General features: G+C 71.1%; 25 protein-coding genes. 8 read left to right on the forward strand and 17 right to left on the reverse strand.

Annotated elements, in window-relative coordinates; translation table 11 throughout:
• Positions 1–90: 90 nt before the first annotated feature.
• From KBX50_RS01555 to KBX50_RS01585, 7 genes are all read right to left on the reverse strand, one after another.
• A complete protein-coding gene (locus tag KBX50_RS01555) occupies positions 91–726 on the reverse strand; it encodes a response regulator transcription factor (RefSeq protein WP_307870800.1) in 636 nt (211 codons plus the stop codon).
• 161 nt (positions 727–887) lie between these two features.
• Positions 888–2,273, reverse strand: a complete 1,386-nt coding sequence (locus KBX50_RS01560; RefSeq protein WP_210933932.1) for a hypothetical protein — start codon at positions 2,271–2,273, stop codon at positions 888–890.
• Positions 2,274–2,494: 221 nt separating this feature from the next.
• The gene (tatC, locus tag KBX50_RS01565) at positions 2,495–3,445 is read right to left on the reverse strand and encodes a twin-arginine translocase subunit TatC (protein ID WP_210933933.1); all 951 of its coding nucleotides are present in this window, start codon (positions 3,443–3,445) and stop codon (positions 2,495–2,497) included.
• Positions 3,446–3,463: 18 nt separating this feature from the next.
• Positions 3,464–3,757, reverse strand: coding sequence for a Sec-independent protein translocase subunit TatA (tatA, locus tag KBX50_RS01570; RefSeq protein WP_210933934.1), 294 nt, complete (start codon positions 3,755–3,757; stop codon positions 3,464–3,466).
• A 246-nt stretch (positions 3,758–4,003) separates the two neighbouring features.
• A complete protein-coding gene (locus tag KBX50_RS01575) occupies positions 4,004–4,252 on the reverse strand; it encodes a hypothetical protein (protein WP_210933935.1) in 249 nt (82 codons plus the stop codon).
• Positions 4,253–4,262: 10 nt separating this feature from the next.
• Positions 4,263–5,285 (reverse strand): YafY family protein, encoded by a 1,023-nt coding sequence (locus tag KBX50_RS01580; RefSeq protein WP_210933936.1) that lies wholly within the window; start codon positions 5,283–5,285, stop codon positions 4,263–4,265.
• Complete coding sequence (locus tag KBX50_RS01585) at positions 5,282–6,271, reverse strand: YafY family protein (protein ID WP_210933937.1); 990 nt, start codon at positions 6,269–6,271, stop codon at positions 5,282–5,284. The genes KBX50_RS01580 and KBX50_RS01585 overlap by 4 nt, the downstream gene beginning before the upstream one ends.
• Before the next feature lie 188 nt (positions 6,272–6,459).
• Between KBX50_RS01585 and KBX50_RS01590 the strand changes: the two genes are divergently transcribed.
• The gene (locus KBX50_RS01590) at positions 6,460–7,572 is read left to right on the forward strand and encodes a DUF3866 family protein (RefSeq protein ID WP_210933938.1); all 1,113 of its coding nucleotides are present in this window, start codon (positions 6,460–6,462) and stop codon (positions 7,570–7,572) included.
• 39 nt (positions 7,573–7,611) lie between these two features.
• Here KBX50_RS01590 and KBX50_RS01595 read toward each other — a convergent pair whose 3' ends face one another.
• The 4 genes from KBX50_RS01595 to rfbA are packed head-to-tail and all read right to left on the reverse strand — an operon-like array spanning position 7,612 to position 10,794.
• A complete protein-coding gene (locus KBX50_RS01595) occupies positions 7,612–7,797 on the reverse strand; it encodes a hypothetical protein (RefSeq protein ID WP_210933940.1) in 186 nt (61 codons plus the stop codon).
• A gap of 53 nt (positions 7,798–7,850) precedes the next feature.
• Positions 7,851–9,209 (reverse strand): Pup--protein ligase, encoded by a 1,359-nt coding sequence (gene pafA / locus KBX50_RS01600; RefSeq protein ID WP_093405965.1) that lies wholly within the window; start codon positions 9,207–9,209, stop codon positions 7,851–7,853.
• Between the two features lie 56 nt (positions 9,210–9,265).
• On the reverse strand, positions 9,266–9,883 hold the full coding sequence (locus tag KBX50_RS01605) for a dTDP-4-dehydrorhamnose 3,5-epimerase family protein (protein WP_210933942.1): 618 nt from the start codon (positions 9,881–9,883) through the stop codon (positions 9,266–9,268).
• Positions 9,880–10,794 carry a glucose-1-phosphate thymidylyltransferase RfbA gene (gene rfbA / locus KBX50_RS01610; RefSeq protein WP_210933944.1) on the reverse strand — a complete coding sequence of 305 codons (915 nt, stop codon included), beginning with the start codon at positions 10,792–10,794 and terminating at the stop codon, positions 9,880–9,882. The genes KBX50_RS01605 and rfbA overlap by 4 nt, the downstream gene beginning before the upstream one ends.
• Before the next feature lie 85 nt (positions 10,795–10,879).
• On the opposite strand from rfbA, the gene rfbB reads away from it, so the two are divergent.
• The 6 genes from rfbB to KBX50_RS01640 are packed head-to-tail and all read left to right on the forward strand — an operon-like array spanning position 10,880 to position 16,174.
• Positions 10,880–11,878: a dTDP-glucose 4,6-dehydratase gene (gene rfbB / locus KBX50_RS01615; RefSeq protein ID WP_210933946.1), complete on the forward strand. Its 999-nt coding sequence runs from the start codon at positions 10,880–10,882 to the stop codon at positions 11,876–11,878.
• Positions 11,875–12,759, forward strand: a complete 885-nt coding sequence (gene rfbD, locus KBX50_RS01620; RefSeq protein WP_210933948.1) for a dTDP-4-dehydrorhamnose reductase — start codon at positions 11,875–11,877, stop codon at positions 12,757–12,759. The genes rfbB and rfbD overlap by 4 nt, the downstream gene beginning before the upstream one ends.
• Positions 12,756–13,154: a DUF2304 domain-containing protein gene (locus KBX50_RS01625; RefSeq protein WP_210933950.1), complete on the forward strand. Its 399-nt coding sequence runs from the start codon at positions 12,756–12,758 to the stop codon at positions 13,152–13,154. The genes rfbD and KBX50_RS01625 overlap by 4 nt, the downstream gene beginning before the upstream one ends.
• A complete protein-coding gene (locus KBX50_RS01630; RefSeq protein ID WP_210933951.1) occupies positions 13,147–13,848 on the forward strand; it encodes a glycosyltransferase family 2 protein in 702 nt (233 codons plus the stop codon). Before KBX50_RS01625 ends, KBX50_RS01630 begins: the two co-directional genes overlap by 8 nt.
• Positions 13,845–15,149, forward strand: coding sequence for a lipopolysaccharide biosynthesis protein (locus KBX50_RS01635; protein ID WP_210933952.1), 1,305 nt, complete (start codon positions 13,845–13,847; stop codon positions 15,147–15,149). The genes KBX50_RS01630 and KBX50_RS01635 overlap by 4 nt, the downstream gene beginning before the upstream one ends.
• Positions 15,146–16,174: a glycosyltransferase family 2 protein gene (locus KBX50_RS01640; protein ID WP_210933953.1), complete on the forward strand. Its 1,029-nt coding sequence runs from the start codon at positions 15,146–15,148 to the stop codon at positions 16,172–16,174. Before KBX50_RS01635 ends, KBX50_RS01640 begins: the two co-directional genes overlap by 4 nt.
• A gap of 100 nt (positions 16,175–16,274) precedes the next feature.
• Here KBX50_RS01640 and prcA read toward each other — a convergent pair whose 3' ends face one another.
• The 6 genes from prcA to arc form a co-directional block, all read right to left on the reverse strand.
• The gene (gene prcA / locus KBX50_RS01645) at positions 16,275–17,108 is read right to left on the reverse strand and encodes a proteasome subunit alpha (protein ID WP_210933954.1); all 834 of its coding nucleotides are present in this window, start codon (positions 17,106–17,108) and stop codon (positions 16,275–16,277) included.
• Positions 17,109–17,166: 58 nt separating this feature from the next.
• A complete protein-coding gene (gene prcB / locus KBX50_RS01650; protein WP_210933955.1) occupies positions 17,167–18,006 on the reverse strand; it encodes a proteasome subunit beta in 840 nt (279 codons plus the stop codon).
• Positions 17,925–18,506 carry an endonuclease VII domain-containing protein gene (locus KBX50_RS01655; protein WP_307870801.1) on the reverse strand — a complete coding sequence of 194 codons (582 nt, stop codon included), beginning with the start codon at positions 18,504–18,506 and terminating at the stop codon, positions 17,925–17,927. The genes prcB and KBX50_RS01655 overlap by 82 nt, the downstream gene beginning before the upstream one ends.
• Before the next feature lie 95 nt (positions 18,507–18,601).
• Positions 18,602–18,817: a ubiquitin-like protein Pup gene (locus KBX50_RS01660; RefSeq protein WP_013734319.1), complete on the reverse strand. Its 216-nt coding sequence runs from the start codon at positions 18,815–18,817 to the stop codon at positions 18,602–18,604.
• Positions 18,818–18,936: 119 nt separating this feature from the next.
• Positions 18,937–20,454, reverse strand: coding sequence for a depupylase/deamidase Dop (dop, locus tag KBX50_RS01665; protein WP_374224558.1), 1,518 nt, complete (start codon positions 20,452–20,454; stop codon positions 18,937–18,939).
• A 189-nt stretch (positions 20,455–20,643) separates the two neighbouring features.
• On the reverse strand, positions 20,644–22,425 hold the full coding sequence (gene arc / locus KBX50_RS01670) for a proteasome ATPase (RefSeq protein WP_210933958.1): 1,782 nt from the start codon (positions 22,423–22,425) through the stop codon (positions 20,644–20,646).
• A 178-nt stretch (positions 22,426–22,603) separates the two neighbouring features.
• Here arc and KBX50_RS01675 point away from each other — a divergent pair, with 178 nt between their 5' ends.
• Positions 22,604–22,897 (forward strand): ferredoxin, encoded by a 294-nt coding sequence (locus tag KBX50_RS01675; protein ID WP_093406155.1) that lies wholly within the window; start codon positions 22,604–22,606, stop codon positions 22,895–22,897.
• Positions 22,898–22,918: the final 21 nt, after the last annotated feature.

The following is a 22,918-nucleotide window of genomic DNA, read 5'->3' on the forward strand; positions in this document are numbered from 1 at the left end:
GAACGTCAGCATTCAAACACGCCTTGGCCGGTTTCGCCCGTCGACGGGCGGCGGCCGGCTGGGGCCGCCGGGCGGCGGCCCCAGCCACGGTCACATCCAGCCGTCACGGCGTGCGAGCAGGACCGCCTCCATCCGGTTGCGGGCACCGGTCTTGCGCATGATCGCCGACAGGTGGTTACGCACCGTGCCGTGCGCCAGGAACAGCCGATGGGCGATCTCCTTGAGCGGTAGCCCCTCGGCGGCCATCCGCAGCACCTCGGCCTCCCGAGGCGTCAGCGGGCCGGTGGCGGGCCGCAGCGCCGTCGCGGCGGCGGCCACGTCGATGACCCGCTCCCCCGCCGCGAGCGCCCGTACGGCCCGGACCAGCTCGTGCAGCGGCTCGTCCTTGCCGACCAGTCCTTTCGCTCCGGCCGTCAGCGCCTCCTCCACCAGGCACCGGCCCCACCTGTCGCTCAAGGCCAGAACCGCTGTCGCGGGTGCCGCCTCGGTGATCTCGACGATCACTGCCACCGGCTCGGGAACGCCCGACGCCAGGTCCACCAGCACCACGTCCGGCAGGTGTCGGCGCACCATCGCGGGCAACTCACCGATACCCGTCACCTCGGCGACGACCTCGATGTCCTCCTCACCGGCCAGCGCCGCGCACAACGCACTGCGCAGCAGACCCATACTTTCGCCAACCACAACGCGGATCACCACGTAGCTCCGATCTGAGGTACGCGCCACGGCCATCTCCCGGTCCCCTGAACGGGACTGCGCAGGTCGGCCAGACGCGAACGGACTGGGCCCGGCCCGTGGGACGTCGACTGGACGACCCCGGGCACCCGTACGACCACGCCGGGCGACCAGCCGGTGATTCCCGGCGGCGCGGGCGGGTCAGGGCGGACTCAGCCGGGTCGGGCGGCCACCCCGGGGAAACGGCCCGCGTGCCTGCGGGGCGAACGGACATCGGCCCGGGTGCTGGCCGTCGCCGGCACCTGACACCCGTCGAAGATCATCGCCCGCAGCGGCCCGGGGCCGCCATCGGCACCGGCGACACCGTCTCCACCGGGCGGGTGCGGGCGCTGCGGAAGGCCGGTCGGTGCCGGTGTGGACCCCGGTCCCGCACCTGACATGCCGGTCGAGGGCCGATGCCACCCGACCGTCACCCCGGCCACGGTCGCGTCCGACGCCACCTCCCCCGGCGGTGCGGCCCGTGGTGCTGCGGCGGGCGGCGGATCGGGCGCCAGCGGCCGGGCCGGCGGGGTCACACCCGCGACAGGGTCGGTGGTCGACGTCCACGACGTCGACCCGCCCACTGTGTACAGGCCGCCAGCGGACCGTCCCGGCAGGACCCGAAGCCTGGGGGTGACCAGCTCCGGCAGCTGCGTGACCGGCGTCGTCACCGTTGCCACGCCGGACGACACCGCCGCGACGACCGTGACCAGCACCGGCCGTACGACAGCCTCGGTTCGCCCGATGACGGCTTCCGTGGCGGGCAGGGCCGCCAAGCCCGCCGTAAGCAGCGGGTCTGCGCTCGTCGTGGGCAGGGCCGCCAGGGCCGTCGTGGGCAGGGACGCCAGGCCGGTCGCGGCCCGGGTCACCTCCGGTAGGTCCGTCCCCTCGGCCGGGGCCGGAGTCCGGGCGCCGACGATCGGTACGGTCGACCGGGCCGGCGATGCCGCGAGTGCGCGCCCGACCGACGCGGGGTCCGCTGCCGAACGGTCCTCCAACGACCGGGCAGCCACCGGACGGTCATCCGGTGGACGCCCGGTGAGCGGCCGGTCAGCCGGTGAGCGGTCAGTCAGCGACCGGTCAGCCGATGCACGGTTGCCCGGCGACGGGTCGGCGGACGGACCGTTCGGCGCAGGCCCTCGGCTGTTACGTGCTGGTGGCGCCGCCGGGCGGTCCCCGGCAGGTCGGCCGCTGCGCGCCGTGCCTCGTCCCGCACCGCGCTGGTCATCCTGCCGACCGGCGTCCGGGGAAGCCCGCGTCGCGCTCCGGCCCGCACCGGGATGCCGGGCCTCCGGGCGTTCGACGAGGCCGGTGATCAGATCATCGATGGGCGAGGTGGCCCGGATCCGTTCGAGTTTGCGCTCGTCGGCGCCGACCGACGGCACAGCTGCGGTGTCCGCGCTGGCCGGGTCGCTCGACAGGGCACCGAGGAGGAACCCGACGCCGACGGCGGCGGCTCCCATGAAGGCGAAACGGGCGATGGTGGCCCCCAGGCGCGCTGCCGAGGCGTCGGGCCCCCGCCGGGCGGCGGGTGGACGGCGGAACGTCGGACGGCGCACGGAGCCTCTCTCTCGCCGAGAACGTCGACTCATCGTATTCAGTCCTGTACCCAGTCGCTGACCGTGAACAACCCGGTGACGGATTGCCGACTGTCCGGCTGACGGCGGCACGGCCGTCAGGTAGCCGCGCGGCCACCCGCAGTCGCCCGCTCCCACCCAAAGAGCGACAAGCCTTCCAGACGTGGAAGGCTTGTCGCTCTGGTGCCGCGAAGCGGCGCGGGTCAGGTCACGTCGTCGTAGCGTCGCTCGATCGACAGGGGTCGGGTCACCGGCTCGGGGGCGTCGATCGGGCTGACCCCGCCGACCGGCTGTCCCGCCTCCACCGGATCCCGGTCGAACTCCAGCGGGGACGCCTCGTCGTCGGCGGTGTCCGCGTACAGCTCCTTGCCGCGGCCCTTCCGCCGGTCGTTGAGGAACGCCACCCCGACCGCGATGAAGTAGAGCAACGACAGGCACAACGCCAGCAACGTCATGCCGAACGGGCCCGGGTCGGGCGTGGCCACCGCCGCGAACGCGAAGCAGATGAAGACCACGATCCGCCACCAGCTGAGCAGCCGCCGGGCGCTCACCACGCCGGTGAAGTTGAGCATCAGCAGGGTGAGGGGGAACTCGAACGCCACCCCGAAGAGCAGGATCATGGTGGTGACGAAGCTGATGTAGCGCGTGACTTCCAGCTGTGAGTCGGTGCCGGTGACACCGGCTTCGAGCAGGAACGCCAGACCCTTGTCGACGACCAGGAAGGCGAGCGCCGCGCCGGCGGCGAACAGCGGTGCCGCGATCGCCACGAAGACGTACGCCCACTTACGCTCATGCCGGTGCAGCCCCGGTGCGATGAACGCCCACAGCTGGTACAGCCAGACCGGGGCACCGAGGATCAGACCGATCCAGAGCGCCAGCTTGAGCTTGAGGATGAAACCGTCGGCGGGAGCGAGCATCAGGAACTGCTGGCACTCGCCGTCGACCATCATCCCCGGCAGTCGGCAGTACGGCTGCTTCAGCAGGTCGAACGCCGGCTGGGCGAGCAGGTAGCCCCCGATCAGCCCGACGACGATCGCCAGCGAGGCGCGGAACAGCCGATCGCGTAGCTCGCGGATGTGCTCGACGAGGGTCATCGAGCCGTCGGCGGCCCGCGCGAAGTTGCTCGGTCCGCGCTTGCGGAGTCCGAAGGCCACGGTTACCGGACCCGTGGATCAGTTCTCGCGGACGCGCTGCACCGGGTCGACGACCGGCTGCTGCACGGTGCCCTGGTACGGCTGCTGCTGCGGTGGCGCCGGCTGCTGCGGCGGGTACGGCTGGTAGCCGGCCTGTGCGTCGGCCTTGCCGGCGAGGTCACGGTCGTCGTCAGCCAGGCTCTTCGTCTCGGCCTTGATGATCCGCAGCGAGCGACCGAGGGACCGGGCGGCGTCGGGAAGCCGCTTCGCGCCGAAGAGCAGGATCAGCACGACCACGAGTACGGCGATGTGCCACGGCTTGAGGGCACCCATGTGAAGCTCCAGTCGCTTGTGCCAACGGGGGTGGTTCCGCAGCCCATCGTACGTGCGACGAGGGCCGTTGCCACCCGCCGGGGCGGTGGTGGTTCGTCCCGGCGGGTGAAGTCTCGGCCAACCACGAGTGTCCCGTCAACCAGGCGGCTGGATCATTCTGCGCGAAGTCGGCTCGCCGCGTGCAGGAGGACGCACCGTACGGGCAGAAACGCGCACCGCGCGTTCTCCGCCGGTGGACCGGCGGCTTCAGTCGCCGCGGCGGGCTTTGATCACGGTGAGCCGCTGCTGGGTCGTCTCCAGCCGGCTCTGCAACCCCTCCGCCCGCTGCTGGAGGCTCTCCGCCGCGTCACGCAGCGCCGTCGCCTCGTCGGCGCGCCGCTGCAACGCCAGCGCCGCCCGACGCAGCCGGGGCAGTCGCGCCAACACGGGTCGTACCGCCAGGGCGAGCAGAACCAACGGCACCAGCACCAGCGCGAGGACGATCCATTTCAGCACGCCGGCCAGCCTACTGCCTGTCGCCGGCCGCCGCCGGGTCCGCGTCGGCGGCCACCGGCCGGGCGTACGCCTCCAGGGCCGCCACCGCCGACTCGTGGATCTGCCCGGCCAGCTCGGCCGGCGCGACGACCTCGACGTCCGGGCCGAGACCCAGCACGAACCGACGGGCCCAGCCGAGATCGCTGACCCGCAGCGACACCACCCACCATTCGCCGTCGGACTCGACCCGCTCGCAGGGGTAGTACTCGGTGATCCACCGCTCACCCCGACCGATCCGCAACGTGATCAGCGGCAGGTCGGGCGAGGGCCGGAACGCCCCCTCGCGCAGGTCCTGCGGCCGGGCCTGCGGCGGTACGACGGCCGGCTCGGCCAGCTCGGTGACGGCGTCGATCCGGTCGGCCCGGAACAGCCGTACCGCCTCGGCGCGACGGCACCACGCCTCCACGTACGTCCGGCCACCGACCATCAGCACCCGCAGCGGGTCGATGACCCGCTCGGTGGTCTCGTCGCGGGTCGCCGTGTAGTACGTGATACGCAGCGCGCGACCACCCTCCACCGCGGCACGCAACTGCTCCACCCGCCCGGTGTCCCCGGGCAACCGCACCTCCACCGGCGCGGCGACCAGGTCGCCGGCCGCGTCCTCGATCTTCGCGAGCGCCCGCTCGACCGCCTCCCGGTTGGCCACCCCCGGTGTCTCGGCCAGCATGCGCAACGCCACCACCAACGCCAGCGCCTCGTCCGGAGTGAGCCGCAGCGGCCGGTCGATGCCCGCGTCGTAGGTGATGGTCACCCGGTCACCGTCGAAGGCCATGTCGATCAGGTCACCCGGGCCGTACCCGGGCAGCCCGCAGACCCAGAGCAGCTCCAGATCCTCCCGCAGCTGCCGCTCGGTGACGCCCAGGTCACCGGCCGCCTCGGCGATCTCGATCCCGGGGCGGGCGAGCAGGTACGGCACCAGGTTCAGCAGTCGAGCCAGCCGGTCCGCCGAGGCCCGGGAACCAGCACGCGCCGCCGGACGGGTCGTGCTGCTCACGGCACCACCGCCAGGGTGTCGTGTCGCGCGGCGATCTCCTTCAGCCGCTGGATCACCGCCTCCCGGACCTCGGGCGGGTCGACCACCCGCACGTCCGGCCCGTAGCCGACGAGGTGACCAGCCAGCGAGCAGGCATCGCCGTACGGCAGAACCAGCCGGTCCGCGTCCGACCCGGCGGTGACCTCGACCGCCCAGCGGCGCAACCCGGCGGCGCGCCCCGGGGTGACCAGCACGGTCGCCCGGCCAGATCGCTCCACCGGGCCGGACCAGCGGGCCACGTGACTGATCAGGTCGACTCCGGTGGGTGGCTGGTAGGCGCCGGGCTCGCCGGTGGCCCGCACCGCGCCCACCACCCGCGACAACCGGAAACAGCGGGTGGCGTCGCGATCCAGGTCGTGGCCGACCACGTACCACCGGCCCCGCCAGCAGACCACACCCCACGGTTGCAGCCGACGCCGGGCGGGTGCGTCACGGTCTGGAACCCGGTAGTCGAAGCGGACCTCCCGCCGGTCGCGGGCGGCCGCGGTCAGTGGCGCGAACGCCGGATCGACCGTGACCATCGGCTCCAGCCCGAGAGTGGCCTGCGGGTCCACGTCCACGCCGGCGGCGCGCAGCTTCGCCAGCCCCGACGATGCGGCGGCGGCCAGGCCGGCGTGCTGCCACAGTCGCGCGGCGATGCCGACCGCGGCGGCCTCGTCCGGCTGGAGGGGAATGTCGGGCAGCGCGTACTCCCGGCGGGCGATGCGGTACCCGGGCTCGGCGTCGAAGGCGCTCGCCGTCCCGGTCTCCAGCGGTACGCCCAGCTCCCGCAACTCGGCCTTGTCCCGCTCGAACTTGCGCTGGAAAGCCTCGTGCTCGCGGGCGTCGTCCGGATCGTGCTCATAACCGGGTACGGTCGCGGCGATCTGCGCGGCGGTCAGGAACCGCCGCGTGGACAGCAGGCAGATCACCAGGTTGACCAGGCGTTCGGTGCGGCTGCGCGACACCCCGTAGACGCTAGCAGCCCGCACCCCGCACGCAGGCACCCCACGCCACCCATCCGCCCCGTCTCGCCGATCATGCAGCTGTGGTCGGTCGAATGCCCTGATTGACAGCTTTTGCTCCTGCCACAACTGCATGATCGGCGGCGGTACCCGGCGGGCCGGGGCGGCGGGGTGGGGGTTAGCGTGCGGGGGTGGTGCGGTGGCGGGCAGGTGCGGTGACGGGCGTGCGTCGGCGGTGGGCCGGGGCGGTGGAGCTGGACGTCGAGGTGGACGGCGGCGGCTCGATGCGGGCGCTGGCCTATCCAGCGCTGGTCGGTGAGCCCGAGCTGGGCGATCGGGTGCTGCTCAACGCCGGTGCGCTGCTGATGGGCCTGGGCACCGGCGGGTACGCCTTGGTCGTGGCGCTGCCGGAGCGGCTGCCGCCGGACCCGCCGCAGGCTCTCGACTCCCGCGACGCGGGACATCTGGTCAAGGCCCGCTACACCCCGTTGCAGCCGATCCTGCTGGGTGTCGACGAGGAGGCGTCACCGCACCGGGAGGTGCTGGCCGCCGCCGACGACCTGGCCGGTCTGCCGGTGGTCACCGCCGACCTGCACTCCGCGCTGCCGGCGATCCTGGCCGGAATTCGGGTCGACGCGCCGCAGGCGCGGGTGGCGTACCTGCTCACCGACGGCGGGGCGTTGCCCGCGTGGTTCTCCCGCACCCTCGCCGGGTTGGCTGACGATCTGGTCGGCACGATCAGTGTCGGGCAGGCGTTCGGCGGCGATCTGGAGGCCTCGACGTTGCACAGCGGGCTGCTCGCCGCCCGGCACGTGCTCGGCGCCGACGTGGCGGTGGTGGCGCAGGGCCCGGGCAATCTCGGCACCGGCACCCGTTGGGGCTTCTCCGGGGTGGCCGTCGGTGAGGCGGTCAACGCCGTCGCCACCCTCGGCGGACGCCCGGTCGGCTCGCTGCGGATCTCCGCCGCCGACCCGCGACCCCGGCACCGTGGCGTCTCGCACCACAGCCTCACCGCGTACGGCCGGGTGGCGCTGGCCCGTGCGGAGCTGGTGGTGCCGGCGGACCTGGAGCCGCTGCTGGCCGCCGAGGTCGACGCCGCGCTGAAACCACTCGCCGAGCGGCACACCCTGGTGCGGGTGGACACCACCGGGCTGGACGCGGCGCTGCGACGCAGCCCGGTACCGCTGTCGACGATGGGGCGCGGGCTGGACGCCGACCACGCCTACTTCCTGGCCGCCGCCGCAGCCGGTCGGCACGCCGCCCGGCTGGCGGCGGCGACGCCCCCGGCACCGGCCGAGCGCTGACCAGGCGCAACGCTCTACCGTCAGGGCCCTGCCCGCACCTCAGGCGAAGATGATCAGAGCGACCCAGGCACCCACGATCAGCGCCAGGGCGACGGCCAGCACCCAGGTGGGCACGGTGTACTCGCCGCGGCGGTTACGCTCGATCTCGGCGCGGACCTTGTCGCGGCGGCGTTCGAGCCAGCCTTGCCGCTGAGCGTCCGGGGCGGGAGGTTCCGGAGGAATCATGACCCCACCAGCCTACCCGGGGCCGGCCGGTCGGCACGGCCCCGGTCGACCCGTCACATGCTGGCGATCAGCCGTTCCACCCGCTCGTCGTACGCCCGGAACGGGTCCTTGCAGAGCACGGTCCGCTGCGCCTGGTCGTTGAGCTTCAGGTGCACCCAGTCGACGGTGAAGTCCCGCCGCTTCTCCTGGGCGTGCCGGATGAACTCACCGCGCAGCCGGGCCCGGGTGGTCTGCGGCGGCGTCTCCTTGGCCTCGAAGATCTCCGGATCGGTGGCCACCCGGTCCACGTCGCCGCGCCGCTCCAGCAGCGCGTAGAGCCCGCGTCCCCGACGCAGGTCGTGGTACGCCAGATCCATCTGCGCCACCCGAGGGTGCGACAGCGGCAGGTCGTGCTTGCGCTGGTAACGCTCGATCAGCCGCAGCTTCGTCACCCAGTCGATCTCCCGGGAGACCGGTTCCAGGTCACCGGTCTCCACCGCCCGCAGCACCCGGCCCCACAGCTCCACCACCCGCTTGGCGGTCTGGTCGCCGCCCCGGCGCTCGACGAACTCGGTGGCCTTGGCGAGGTACTCCTGCTGGATCTCCAGGGCGCTGATCTCCTTGCCCGAGGCCAGCCGCACCTTCCGCCGGCCGGTGATGTCGTGCGACACCTCCCGGATCGCCCGGATCGGATTCTCCAGGGTGAGGTCGCGCATCACCACGCCACCCTCGATCATCCGCAGCACGATGTCGGCGGTGCCGACCTTGAGCAGCGTGGTGACCTCGTTCATGTTGGAGTCGCCGACGATGACGTGCAGCCGGCGGTAGCGTTCCGCGTCGGCGTGCGGCTCGTCGCGGGTGTTGATGATCGGGCGGCTGCGGGTGGTCGCCGAGGAAACGCCCTCCCAGATGTGCTCGGCCCGCTGCGACAGGCAGTAGACCGCACCGCGTGGCGTCTGCAACACCTTGCCGGCACCGCAGATCAGCTGCCGGGTGACCAGGAACGGGATCAGCACGTCGGCGAGCCGGCCGAACTCACCGTGCCGGGACACCAGGTAGTTCTCGTGGCAGCCGTACGAGTTGCCGGCCGAGTCGGTGTTGTTCTTGAACAGGTAGATCTCACCGGCGATGCCCTCGTCGTGCAGCCGCTTCTCCGCGTCGATGAGCAGCCCCTCCAGGATCCGCTCGCCGGCCCGGTCGTGGGCGACCAGGTCGACCACCGAGTCGCACTCCGGGGTGGCGTACTCGGGGTGTGAGCCGACATCCAGGTAGAGCCGGGCGCCGTTGCGCAGGAAAACGTTGCTCGACCGGCCCCAGGACACGACCCGGCGGAAGAGGTACCGGGCCACCTCGTCAGGGGACAGCCGCCGCTGTCCGCGGTAGGTACAGGTGACGCCGTACTCGGTCTCCAGACCGAAGATTCGCCGTTCCATGATGAGACATTAGCCGTACGGAGGCCCTGTTCGTCACTGTCGGGGACGTGCCGGCCTCAGCCGTCGGTGGAACCGGCCATGGCGGAGAGAGTCTCGACATAGCGACGGCACGTGTCGTACTGCGGCAGCAGCCCGGCCGCCCGAGCCTGCGCCAGGGTGGGCGCGGCGGCGTCGCGGGCGGACAACTGCGCCCCGGTGGTCGGCCAGTCGATGCCCAACTCCCGGTCCAGCGGGTGCACCGTGTGCTCGGCCGACGGGTTGTACGTGGTCGAGCAGAGGTAGGTCAGGGTGGCGTCGTCGGTCAACGCGCAGAACCCGTGGCCGAGCCCCTCGGCCAGGTAGACCGCGCGCCGGTCGACGTCGTCCAGGCGCACCCCCTCCCACCGGCCGAAGGTGGGCGAGCCGAGCCGCAGGTCGACGATCACGTCCAGCACCGCACCCCGCACGCAGGTGACGTACTTCGCCTGCCCCGGTGGCACGTCGGCGAAGTGGATACCACGCACCACGTCACGGGCCGAGATGGACAGGTTGCCCTGGGCCAGCCGCAGCGGATGCCCGACCGCCTCGCCCAACCGGTCGAAGCGGTACCACTCCAGGAACAGCCCGCGCGGGTCGCCGTGCTGCTGCGGGGTGATCTCCCAGGCGCCCTCGACGCTCAACGGCCGCAGCTTCATCGGCCCGCCCCCACCCCACGGAACTCACCGGTCGGCTCCTGCCGCCCCCCACCGGCGAGCAGATCGAGCAGGTAGTCGCCGTAGCCGCTCCGGGTCAACGGCTCGGCCAGGGCACGCAACTGCGCGTCGTCGATCAGCCCGGCCCGCCAGACGGCCTCCTCGACACAGCCGATCTTCAGGCCCTGTCGTTCCTCGATCACCCGGACGAACTCCGCCGCCTGCACCAGCGAGGCGAACGTCCCGGTGTCCAGCCAGGCGGTCCCCCGGTCCAGCACGGTGACCGACAGCTCACCCCACCGCCGGTACGCCTCGTTCACCGCCGTGATCTCCAACTCCCCCCGGGCGCTGGGGGTGAGCCCCCGGGCGATCTCCACCACCCGGTTGTCGTAGAAGTACAGGCCGGGCACCGCGTACCGGGACGTCGGGCGCTGCGGCTTCTCCTCGATCGACAGCACCCGACCCTCGGCGTCGAAGTGCACCACGCCGTACGCCTGCGGATTGGCCACCGGGTAGGCGAAGATCCGGCCACCCACCGGCTCGCCCGCCGCCGCCAGCTGCCGGCCCAGGCCCACCCCGTGGAAGATGTTGTCGCCGAGGATCAACGCCACCGACTCGTCGCCGATGAAGTCCGCGCCGAGCACGAACGCCTGCGCGATGCCCTCCGGGCGAGGCTGGGCGACGTACTCCAACCGGAGCCCGAACTGAGCGCCGTCGCCGAGCAGCCGCTGGAACTGGCCCTGCTCGTCCGGCGTGGTGATCACCAGGATCTCGTGTATCCCGGCCATCACCAGGGTGGAGAGCGGGTAGTAGATCATCGGCTTGTCGAAGACCGGCATCAGCTGTTTCGACACCGCCCGGGTGATCGGCCACAGCCGGGACCCGGTGCCACCGGCGAGCAGGATTCCACGCACCCGCGGCAGCCTACCGGCAATCGGACGCACAGCCCCGCCTCGCCTGCACTGTCGATGTGGCCGTTTCGCGTAGACTTTCGGACCCGTGAGGATCCTGGTCACCGGCGGCGCCGGCTTCATCGGTTCGGAATACGTCCGGACGCTGCTCGGCGTCCCCGGTGGCGGCGCGGCGGGCGTGCCGGCGTGGAAACCGGCCCAGGTCACCGTGCTCGACGCGCTCACCTACTCCGGCAACGTGGCCAACCTCGCGCCGGTGGCCGACGACCCCCGGCTGCGCTTCGTGCAGGGCGACATCCGTGACCACGACGTGGTCGACCAGGCTGTCGCCGGGCACGACGTCGTCGTGCACTTCGCCGCCGAGTCCCATGTCGACCGTTCGATCGCCGGTGCCGCGCCCTTCGTCACCACAAACGTCCTGGGTACCCAGAACCTGCTCGACGCCGCGCTGCGCCACGGCGTCGCCCGGTTCGTGCACGTCTCCACCGACGAGGTCTACGGCTCCATCGCCGACGGCGCCTGGACCGAGGACTGGCCGCTGGCCCCCAACTCCCCCTACTCGGCGTCGAAGGCCGGCTCCGACCTGCTCGCCCTGGCCTACCACCGCACCCACGGCCTCGACGTGGTGGTGACCCGCTGCTCCAACAACTACGGGCCCTACCAGTACCCGGAGAAGGTCATCCCGCTGTTCGTCACCAATCTCCTCGACGGACACCGCGTCCCGCTCTACGGCGACGGCGGCAACGTACGCGACTGGCTGCACGTGCACGACCACTGCCGTGGCATCGCCCTCGTCCAGGACAAGGGTCGCGCCGGCGAGATCTACCACATCGGCGGCGGCACCGAACTGACCAACAAGGAACTGACCGCCCGGCTCCTCGACGCCTGCGGCGCCGGCTGGGACCGCGTGACACCCGTCGCCGACCGCAAGGGACACGACCGCCGCTACGCCCTCGACATCACCAAGATCAGCAAAGAGCTCGGGTACGCCCCCAGCATCACCCTCGACACCGGTCTCGCCGAGACCGTCCGCTGGTACCGGGACAACCGCGACTGGTGGGAGCCACTGAAAGCAGCGAACGCGTGAAATTCCTGGTGACCGGCGCCGGCGGGATGCTCGGACGCGACCTGGTCGACGTCCTCGCCGCACGACCGGAACACCGTCTCACCGCGGTCACCCGCACCGAACTGGACATCACCGACAGCGCCGCCGTGCACGCCGCCGTCGACGGGCACGACGTGGTGGTCAACACCGCCGCCTGGACCGACGTCGACGGCGCCGAGGCGCACGAGTCGGCGGCCACCGCCGTCAACGGCGACGCCGTCGTCCACCTCGCCACCGCGTGCGCCGCGCACGGCGCCCGCCTGCTGCAACTGTCCACCGACTACGTCTTCGACGGCACCGCCACCACCCCCTACCCCGAGGACGCGCCGACCGCCCCCCTCAACGCGTACGGTCGCGGCAAGCTGATCGGGGAACAGGCCGTGACCCGGCTGCTGCCCGACACGGGGTACGTGGTGCGTACCGCCTGGCTCTACGGCACCCACGGCCGCAACTTCGTCACCACCATGCTCGACCTGGCCGACCGACGCGACACCCTCGACGTCGTCGACGACCAGCGCGGCCAGCCAACCTGGTCCCACGCCCTCGCCCGCCACCTGGTCAAGCTCGCCGAGGCCGCCCACACCGGACACGCCGCACCCGGGATCTACCACGGCACCTGCGCCGGCGAGACCACCTGGTTCGACCTGGCCCGCGCCGTGTTCGCCCGGCACGGCCTCGACCCGGACCGGATCCGCCCCACCACCAGCGCCCGGTTCGTGCGACCCGCCCCCAGGCCGACGTACAGTGTGCTGGCGCACGGCCGGTGGGCCGAGGCCGGGCTGCCGCCGCTGCCGGACTGGCACGCCGCCCTGGTCGACGCGTTCATCCCCACCGCCCCACGCTCCCCGCGGAAGGTCGTATGAAGCTCACCCTGGTCACCGGCCTGACCGGCCTGCTTCTGCTGGCCACGATCGTCGAGCTGCTGCGCCGCCGCCAACTACGCGAGAAGTACGGCATGCTCTGGCTCGGCCTGCTCTTCGTGGTGATCCCGCTGTCGCTGTTCCCCCGGCTGCTCGACGGCGTCGCCGACCTGCTCGGCGTCGCCTCCGGAGTCAGCCTGGTGCTCTTCCTCGGCATCGTCTTCCTCCTGCTGGTCTGCATCCACCTCAGCTGGGAGGTCAGCGCGCTGGAGGAGGAGACCCGCACGCTCGCCGAGGAGTTCGCCCTGCTCCGCGCCGAAGTCGAAGCCGAACGGACGGAACGGGCGGAGTGGACCCGACGCCTGGACCGGACGGAAATGGTCTCCCGCGATGGTTGACGGCGAACGACTCCTCATCATCATCCCGGCGTTCAACGAGGCCGCCTCCATCGGTGACGTCGTCGGCGAGATCCGCGGCGAACTACCCGCAGCGGACGTGCTCGTCGTCGACGACGGCTCCACCGACCACACCGCCGCCGTCGCCATCGCCGCCGGGGCCCGCGTCGCCCGGCTGCCCTACAACCTCGGCGTCGGCGGCGCCATGCGGCTCGGCTACCGCTACGCCCACGACCACGAGTACGACGCCGCCGTGCAGGTCGACGCCGACGGGCAGCACGACCCCCGGTACGTGCCGAAACTGGTCGACCTGCTCGACGACTACGACCTGGTCATCGGGGCCCGGTTCGCCGGCGAGGGCGAATACACCGTACGCGGCCCCCGCCGCTGGGCGATGGCCGTGCTGTCACTGGTGCTGTCCGGCCTGGCCGGCGCCACGCTGACCGACACCACAAGCGGCTTCCGGGCCGCAAACCGACGAATGATCGAGATGTTCGCCCACTGGTACCCCGTCGAGTACCTCGGCGACACCGTCGAGACCCTGGTGCACGCCGCCCGCCGCGGCTACCGGATCCAGCAGGTCCCGGTCGCCATGCGCCGCCGGATGGCCGGCACCCCCAGCCACTCCCCCGCCCGGGCGATGATCTACCTCGGCCGGGCCCTGGCCGTCCTCACGCTCGCCCTCATCCGCCGGTGATCCGCCGCCTGCTCCGCTTCGTCCCACCCGGCACGGTCGGCGTCGGCAGCGGACTCGCCGTGGTCGGACTGGCCTCGTACGTCCACCTCGCCGTGGCCGGACACAACCTCGACGCCGCCGACTACTCCTCACTGTCGGTGCTCTGGTCCGTCGTGTTCACCCTCGGCATCGGCGTGTTCTTCCCCGTCGAACAGGAAGTCGCCCGCCTCGTCGCAGCCCGGCGCACCCGCAACCTGCCACCCGGGCCGGTACTGGCCCGGGGCGCCGCCGTCGCCGCCGCCGTGCTCGGCCTGCTTTGGGTGCTCACCATCGGCGCCGCAGACTTGCTCACCGACCGGCTCTTCGACGGCGACCCCGCGATGGTGCCCGCCCTCGGTGGCGCACTCGCCGCACTGGCCGTCGCACACACCAGCCGAGGTGTGCTCTCCGGCCTGCGCCGCTTCGGCTGGTACGGCACCCAACTCGGCCTCGACGGCGGACTGCGCATCGGTCTGGTCGCCGCCCTCGCGGTCACCGGCGTGGACTCCCCCGTCGCCTACGCGCTGGTCCTGGTCGCGGCACCGCTGACCGCCGTCGCGCTGACCGTCGCACCGGTCGCCCGGACGATCGGCCGCGGACCGACGGTCCCCTGGTCGCCGCTGCTACGCGGACTCGCGCTGCTCACCGTCTCCAGCCTGCTCGCCCAGGTGGTCGTCAACGTCGGAGTGATCAACGTACGGTTGCTCGACCCGGCCGAGGTCGCCACCGCCGGCGCGCTGCTCTCCGCGCTGGTGCTGGTCCGCATACCACTGTTCGTCTTCGGCTCGATGCAGGCAGCGTTGCTCCCCGGCCTGTCCACCGCCGCCGCCACCGGCGACGAACCGGCCTTCCGTGCCCTGCTCCGCCGGTCCCTGGCAGTCGTCACCGTCCTCGGGGCCCTCGGCGGCATCCTCGCCGCCCTGTTCGGCCCGGCGCTCGTGCGAGCTCTCTTCGACACCCCCGACGTCCTCGGCCACGGCGACTTCGCCTGGCTCTCGGTGGCCACCCTGGCGTACCTGTGGGCGATGGTGCTCGGTCAGGCCCTGCTGGCCCGCGACCGGCACCGCGGCCAGGCCCTGGCCTGGACCATCGGCGTCGCCGCGCTGGTCGTCGCGACCCTGCCCCCGCTGCCTGTCGCGCTGCGCGTCGAACTCGGCTACACCGTCGGTTCCGTGGTGGCCGCCACCGTCATGATCACCCTGCTGCGCCGCCCCCGGGCCACCCCACCGACCCCGCCGGTCGCCGTGCCGATGCCCGCCACCACCAGCGGAGGAACCCCATGAGACCGCCCCGCGTCACCGCCGTGATGCTCGCCTACGGCACCGAGCCCTGGCTGGTAGACGCCGCACGGGCCGTACTGGCCAGCACCGGCGTCGACGTCGAGCTGGTCGTGGTCGACAACGGCTGCACCGGCCACGGCATCGACGTGGTCAAGGGCCTGCCCGGCGTACGTGTCATCCAGCCGGAGGCGAACACCGGCTACTCCGGCGGCTGCAACATCGGTGCCGCCGAGGCCACCAGCGAGTGGCTGGCCTTCGTCAACTCCGACGCCATCGTGGCCCCCGACGCCCTCGCCAAGGTCGTCGCGGTGGCCGCCGAGCCGGGGATCGGCGCCGCCATGGCCTCCATCCGGCTCGCCCACGACCCCGACCTGATCAACACCTCGGGCAACCCGCTGCACTTCACCGGCCTGTCCTGGGCCGGCGGCAACGGCGAACCGGCCAGCGCCCACGCGAGGCGCACCGCCGTACCCTCGCTGAGCGGCTGCTGCTTCGTCATCAGCCGCCACCGCTGGAAGGAACTCGACGGCTTCCCCGACGAGTACTTCGCCTACCACGAGGACACCGAGCTCAGCCTGCGGCTGTGGCAGCGCGGCCTACGGCTGGAGTACGTGCCCGACGCCGTCGTCCTGCACCACTACGAGTTCTCCCGCAACGACCTCAAGCTCTACCTGGTCGAACGCAACCGCCTGCTCACCCTGCTCACCGCGTACCAGGGCCGGACCCTGGCGCTGCTGGCACCGATGCTGCTGCTCACCGAGGCTGCCATGCTCGCCGCCGCGCTGGCGGGTGGCTGGGGACGCCAGAAGACCCGCGGCTGGGCGTGGCTGTGGCGTCACCGGGACTGGATACGCGCCCGTCGACGCCGCCTACAGGCCGAACGCACCGTCGGAGACGGTGCCCTCGCCGACCTGATGACCGCCCGCGTCACCCCGTCCAACGTGGCGGCCCCACCCGGCACGGGTGTCTTCAACGCGGTCGCCGCCGCGTGGTGGGCAGCCGCCCGGCCACTGCTCACCCGACACTGACCCGCCCCGAATCCGCCCACCGTACGCCGGCCGTCGACCCGAACGAAGCGGCGCCCGCCGGCCGAAACCGCTCGGGCGCCGCCACTGCTCGGGGTGACGATCAGGTGTCCGACTTGTCGCCCGGCTTGTCCTCCAGGTCAGCGGAACCCGCCGAGGTGGTCGGCTTGTGCCCCTCCTCGGTCGGCGTGCTCGGGGTCTGTGCCCGGCCGCCCTCCGCCGCGGACTCGCCGGCCGCGCCGCCGTCCAGCAGCCCGGTCAGCGCGGTCCCGGTGATCCGTCGGAAGGTACGGCCCCTCCGGTTGCGGTCCAGGATCGCGACCTCCAACTGGTCGCCGGCGATCGTGCGGGCGGCACCGCCCTCACCGCCGACACTGCCCAGCGCCTGCACCGCCACCTTCACCGCCTCGCCGAGCGACATGTCCGGCCGGTGGTTCGACTTCAGCACCCCGGAGATCGACTCGGCCTGACCGCCCATCGCCATCCAGCCCGGCTCGTCGGTCACCGACCCGTCATAGGTGCACCGGTACAGCGAGTCTTCCTCCGGCGTGCCACCCACCTCCGCCACACAGATCTCCACCTCGAACGGCTTCGACTGCTCGGTGAAGATGGCACCGAGGATCTGCGCGTACGAGTTGGCCAACGCCAGACCGGTCACGTCCCGGCGGTCATAGCTCAGACCGTTCAGGTCGGCCATCCGCACACCCGCCCGGCGCAGGTTCTCGAACTCGTTGTACCGCCCCACGGCGGCGAAACCGATCCGGTCGTAAATCTCGCTGACCTTGTGCAGCGTGCTGGAGAGATTCTCGGCAACGAAGAGCACCCCGCCGGCGTAGCTGACGACCACCGCGCTGCGGCCCCGAGCGATGCCCTTGCGGGCCAACTCGGAACGGTCGCGCATGATCTGCTCGGGCGAGGCGTAGAACTGCATGGCCACGGCGGCGGCTCTCCTTCGGGCGGTACTCGGGAAACGGGATCAGCTGCGGGCGGGCGGCTCAGCCGCCCGGATTCTCCATCCGACCGGCGACCACGCTCTCCGCGATCGCCGAGGTCTCCGCGTCGGTCAGCCGGTGCGTGCCCTCCGCCGTCGCGGTCATCACCACCGGGTAGATCCGCCGCGTCAGGTCGGGCCCGCCGGTCGCGGTGTCGTCGTCGGCGGCGTCGTAGAGCGCCTCCACCGCCAACCGCACCGCGTCGTCAACGGAGAGCCCGGTCCGGTACCGCTTCTTCAACGCCGACTTGGCGAACAGCGAACCCGAGCCGATGGCGTCGTAGCCAGTCTCCTCGTACGGGCCGCCGGTGACGTCGAAACTGAAGATCCGCCCGGCCCGCGCCGGATCGCTGGCCGCCAGGTCGATCCCGGCGAAGAGCGGAATCACCGCCAGCCCCTGCATCGCCGCACCCAGATTGCCGCGAATCATCGAGGCGAGCCGGTTGGCCTTGCCGTCGAGCGAGAGCATCGCGCCCTCGATCTTCTCGTAGTGCTCCAGCTCCACCTGGAACAGCCGCATCAGCTCGATGCCGATGCCGGCGGTGCCGGCGATGCCCACCAGCGAGTACGCGTCGGCGGGGTGCACCTTCTCGATGTCCCGCTGGGCGATCAGGTTGCCCATGGTGGCCCGCCGGTCACCGGCCATCACGACACCACCGGCCGCGGCGATGGCCACGATCGTGGTGGCGTGCGGGGCCAGATCGGCGGCCATGCCCGGGGGCAGCGCCCGACGGCCCGGCAGCATCTCAGGGGCCACCTTGCTCAGGAATGCCGTGAAGGAGGACGTCCCCGCGTTGGTGAACACATCTGGAAGACGCCCGGATGGATCAAAACCCGCTGCCACGTGGTTCCTCTCAGGTACGTGATGGCCCTGGCCAGCCTCGTCGGACTGTCACGGAACTGGCCAAGACCACCGTTGCAGTTGAAGCAGAGTATCCCGCGCACCCACCCGGTGCGATGATCGTGGTCCACATGTTCCGGATCGGGGTCACCACAGACCGCACAGACACCGCCCTGCTCGGCCAGCAGCTCGTCGAACTCCTGCTGCCCGATGCCGTACCGCCGCCGTAGGTGATACTCGCGATTGCCGCCGTAGAGCCGCTGCTTGGTCTCGTTGGTGCGGGTGTTGTGGCAGGGCTTGCAGTAGCTGTGCCGGCCGCTCGCCTTCCGGGTGGTGCTCGGGAACTCGCCCAACGGCTTGATCTGCTCGCAGTCCGGGCACCACTTCAGACCCTGGCCCACCGGAAACGCCGACCTCCGAGCGGGGGCGATGCCACGCTTGTGCCGGCTGGCCTGGGAGCGAGCTGTCGCACACGCCTTGCAGTAGTAGGCACGCCCGTCCACCCGGCGGATGTTGCGGTGAAACTCGGTGAGAGGCAACGTGCGTTGGCATTGTGGGCATGTCTTGTCCGACCCAAAGGGCAAATCGGACATATGCCTCATTGACCCCCTTTCTGGACGTAACCTCTCACGAACTCTTCGGCGTTTTCCTCGAGGACGGAGTCGATCTCGTCGAGCAGGTCGTCGACGTCCTCGGTGATCTCGGCGTGCCGCTCGGCGACCTCCGGGTTCGCCTCGACGGTGACGTCCTCGACCTCTTCGCCCTGACGGGACTTGCCCGACTGCGACTGACCGCCGCTGTCACGAGTGGCCATCGTTGCCTCCTCCACGATCTCCCTGCGATGAACTTACCTCGCGCGAGCGACGAAACGTCCCCCGCGCGCCGGTACCGGCGCGCGGGGGACGAACTAGTTTGGTGGACGTGGTCGGCGGGTCAGCCGCCGGTCAGAGTCTCCAGCAGGTCCTTGGCGCTGGCACAGCGGTCGAACAACTCTCCGACGTGCCGCCGGGTGCCACGCTCCGGCTCCATCATCGGCACCCGCACCAGCGACTCCCGGCCGACATCGAAGATCACCGAATCCCAGCTGGCGGCGACCACTTCGGAGGCGTACTGGGCCAGGCAGCGACCCCGGAAGTAGGCCCGGGTGTCCTCGGGCGGCTCCGTCATCGCCGTACGGCTCTCCTCGTCGCTGAGCAGCGTCTTCATCGACCCGCGGGAGACCAGCCGGTGGTAGAGGCCCTTCTCCGGGCGTACGTCGGAATACTGCAGGTCGACCAGTTGGAGCTTGTGCGAGCCCCAGCCGAGCTTCTCCCGCTCGCGGTAGCCCTCCAGCAGCCGCAGCTTCGCCACCCAGTCGAGTTCGTCGGCGCAGAGCATCACATCGCGCCCGAGCCGGTCGAGCACGCCTTCCCACCGGTCCAGCACGTCGGCGGTCTGCTCGTCGACGTCGTTGCCGTAGCGGTCGTCGACGAACGCGCGCACCCGCTCCAGGTAGGCCCACTGCACGTCCATGGCGGTCAGCCGGCGTCCGTCGCGCAGCCGCATCAGGTGCGACAGCGACGGGTCGTGACTGACCGCGCGCAGTTCGCCGACCGGGTCGGCGATGCCGAGGTCGGGGCCGAGTGCCTTCTCCTCGATCATCGTGAGGATCAGCGCGGTGGTGCCCACCTTGAGGTAGGTGGAGATCTCCGAGAGGTTCGCGTCACCGATGATGACGTGCAGCCGGCGGTACTTGTCCGCGTCGGCGTGCGGCTCGTCGCGGGTGTTGATGATCGGCCGCTTGAGCGTGGTCTCGAGGCCGACTTCGACCTCGAAGAAGTCGGATCGCTGGGAGATCTGGAAGCCGCTCTGGCCACCGTCCTGGCCGATGCCGACACGGCCGGCGCCGCAGACGATTTGCCGGGTCACGAAGAACGGCGTCAGGTACGCCACGATGTCGGCGAACGGCGTCTGCCGGCGCATGAGGTAGTTCTCGTGCGCGCCGTAGCTGGCGCCCTTGTTGTCGGTGTTGTTCTTGTAGAGGTGGATCGGCGCCGTGCCGGGGATCGTGGCGGCCCGCCGCGCCGCCTCCGCCATCACCCGCTCCCCCGCCTTGTCCCAGCGGACGACGTCGCGGGGGTTGGTCACCTCGGGGGTGGAGTACTCCGGGTGGGCGTGGTCGACGTACAGCCGTGCCCCGTTTGTCAGGATCACGTTGGCCAGGCCGAGGTCCTCGTCGGCGAGCGCCTCGGCCGGGTCGTAGGCCGCGCCGGAGTAGGTGAAACCCCGGGCGTCCCGCAGTGGTGACTCCTCCTCGTAGTCCCAGCGGGCCCGGCCACCGCGGTTCAGTTCCGGTCGAGCGCCGTAGGCGTTGACCACCTGGGAGGAGGTGACCATCGGGTTGGCGCCGGCCTGGCCGGGCACGGAGATGCCGTACTCGACCTCGGTGCCCATGATTCGTCTAACGCTCATCGACCTACCCGCTTCGTTTGCCCGACCGGTCCCCGTCATGTCGAGCGTAGTCGCCACTTCGCCAACCGGGGGCGTGGCGGTGGGGCGGGTCCGTCCCGGGACCGGGGTGGCGAGCCTTGTGCGACGCGGTCCGGGAGTACGACGGGGCCCGCGACGCGGTGCGTCGCGGGCCCCGGTGGCGCCGGTCGGTCAGAGGTACTGACCGGTGTTGCTGGCGGTCTCGATGGAGCGTCCGGCTTCGGCGCCCTTGCCGCCGGAGACGAGCGTGCGGATGTAGACGATCCGCTCGCCCTTCTTGCCGGAGATGCGGGCCCAGTCGTCCGGGTTTGTGGTGTTGGGCAGGTCCTCGTTCTCGCGGAACTCGTCGACGCAGGCGTCGAGCAGGTGCTGCAGGCGCAGCCCCTTGCGTCCGGAGGTGAGGAACTCCTTGATGGCCATCTTCTTGCCCCGGTCGACGATGTTCTGGATCATCGCGCCGGAGTTGAAGTCCTTGAAGTACAGGACTTCCTTGTCACCGTTGGCGTAGGTGACCTCCAGGAAGCGGTTCTCCTCCGTCTCCGAGTACATCCGCAGCACCACCGCGTCGATCATGGCGGCGACGGTGGCCTGGGGGTCGCTGCCGTGTTCGGCCAGGTCGTCGGCGTGCAGCGGCAGGCCGGAGAGGATGTACTTGGAGAAGATGTCCTTGGCCGCCTCGGCGTCCGGACGCTCGATCTTGATTTTCACGTCGAGTCGTCCAGGACGCAGGATCGCCGGGTCGATCATGTCTTCCCGGTTGGAGGCGCCGATGACGATGACGTTCTCCAGCCCTTCGACGCCGTCGATCTCGCTGAGCAGCTGCGGCACGATGGTGTTCTCCACGTCGGAGGAGACACCGGAGCCGCGGGTGCGGAAGACCGAGTCCATCTCGTCGAAGAAGACGATCACCGGCGTGCCTTCGCCGGCCTTCTCCCGGGCGCGCTGGAAGATCAGCCGGATGTGCCGCTCGGTCTCGCCGACGTACTTGTTGAGCAGCTCGGGGCCCTTGATGTTGAGGAAGAAGCTGGTGTGCCTCTCCTTGCCCTGCCGCTCGGCGATCTTCTTGGCGAGCGAGTTGGCGACCGCCTTGGCGATCAGCGTCTTGCCGCAGCCGGGCGGGCCGTAGAGCAGGATGCCCTTCGGCGGGCGCAGCTGGTGCTCGCGGAACAGGTCGGCGTGCAGGAACGGCAATTCCACCGCGTCGCGGATCTGCTCGATCTGGGAGTGCAGGCCGCCAATGTCGGTGTAGTCGACGTCCGGCACCTCCTCCAGCACGAGTTCCTCGACCTCGCTCTTGGGAATCCGCTCGTAGGCGTACGCCGAGCGAGGTTCGATCATGAGCGAGTCGCCGGCCCGGATCGGACTGCCGATCAGGGTCTCGGCCAGGTGCACGATGCGTTCCTCGTCCGAGTGCGAGACCACCAGCGCCCGGTCACCCGGCGCGCCTTCGGGACCGGCGAGGATCTCCTTGAGCATGACCACCTCGCCGACCCGCTCGTAGCCGAACGCGTCGACGATGTTGAGCGCGTCGTTGAGCAGGACCTCCTGGCCACGCCGCAGCTCGTCGACGTCGAGCGAGGGCGAGACGGCCACGCGCAGTTTCCGTCCGCCGGTGAAGACGTCGACCGTGCCGTCGTCGTGCCGGGCCAGGAAGACGCCGTAGCCACTTGGGGGTTGTGCGAGCCGGTCGATCTCCTCCTTGAGCGTCACGATCTGCGCGCGAGCTTCCTTGAGGGTGCTCACGAGCCGTTCGTTGTTCTCGGTCAGCCGCGCCAACTGCGCCTGGGTGGCGGCCAGCCGCTCTTCGAGCTGCCGGACGTGTCGGGGGCTCTCGGTCAACTTGCGCCGCACCAGAGCGAGTTCCTCTTGAAGGAACGCGACCTGCGTGGAGAGATCGTGGGCCTCCTTCTCCCACCGTGCGGCGCGCGAGTCCGCGTCGTCGCTGCGTGCCACGTCCCACCTCCCCGGGGGGCTTGAACGTTCTGACCTAACACTAGCCGCTATGAGCCCGATTCGGTCCTCCGCAACGCGCCCGTCACCGAAGCTTGATCGCCAAGGGTGGGTCGACGGGCGGGTACGGGCATTCGGGTACCGTCGAGGGGTGGGACGGGAGAACATGGGGGGTGCACCGGTGGCCGAGGTCGCGACCGATCAGCTGCAGGTCTGGGTCGACCAGGATCTGTGCACGGGCGACGGGCTGTGCGTGCAGTACGCGCCGGAGGTCTTCGAGTTCGACGTCGACGGGTTGGCTTACGTCAAGGGTCCCGACGGTGAGCTGGTGCAGGCACCGGGTGGCCGGGTGGACGTGCCGGAGCACCTGCGCCTGGAGGTGATCGACTCGGCGAAGGAGTGCCCGGGCGAGTGCATTCACGTCGTACGCGGCAGCGACGGCGTCGAGGTCGCCGGCCCGGAGGCCGAGGACTGACCCGCTGATCACGGAATCACC

Origin of the sequence: Micromonospora sp. C51 (assembly GCF_018070435.1) — a bacterium.
Lineage (GTDB): Bacteria > Actinomycetota > Actinomycetes > Mycobacteriales > Micromonosporaceae > Micromonospora > Micromonospora sediminimaris.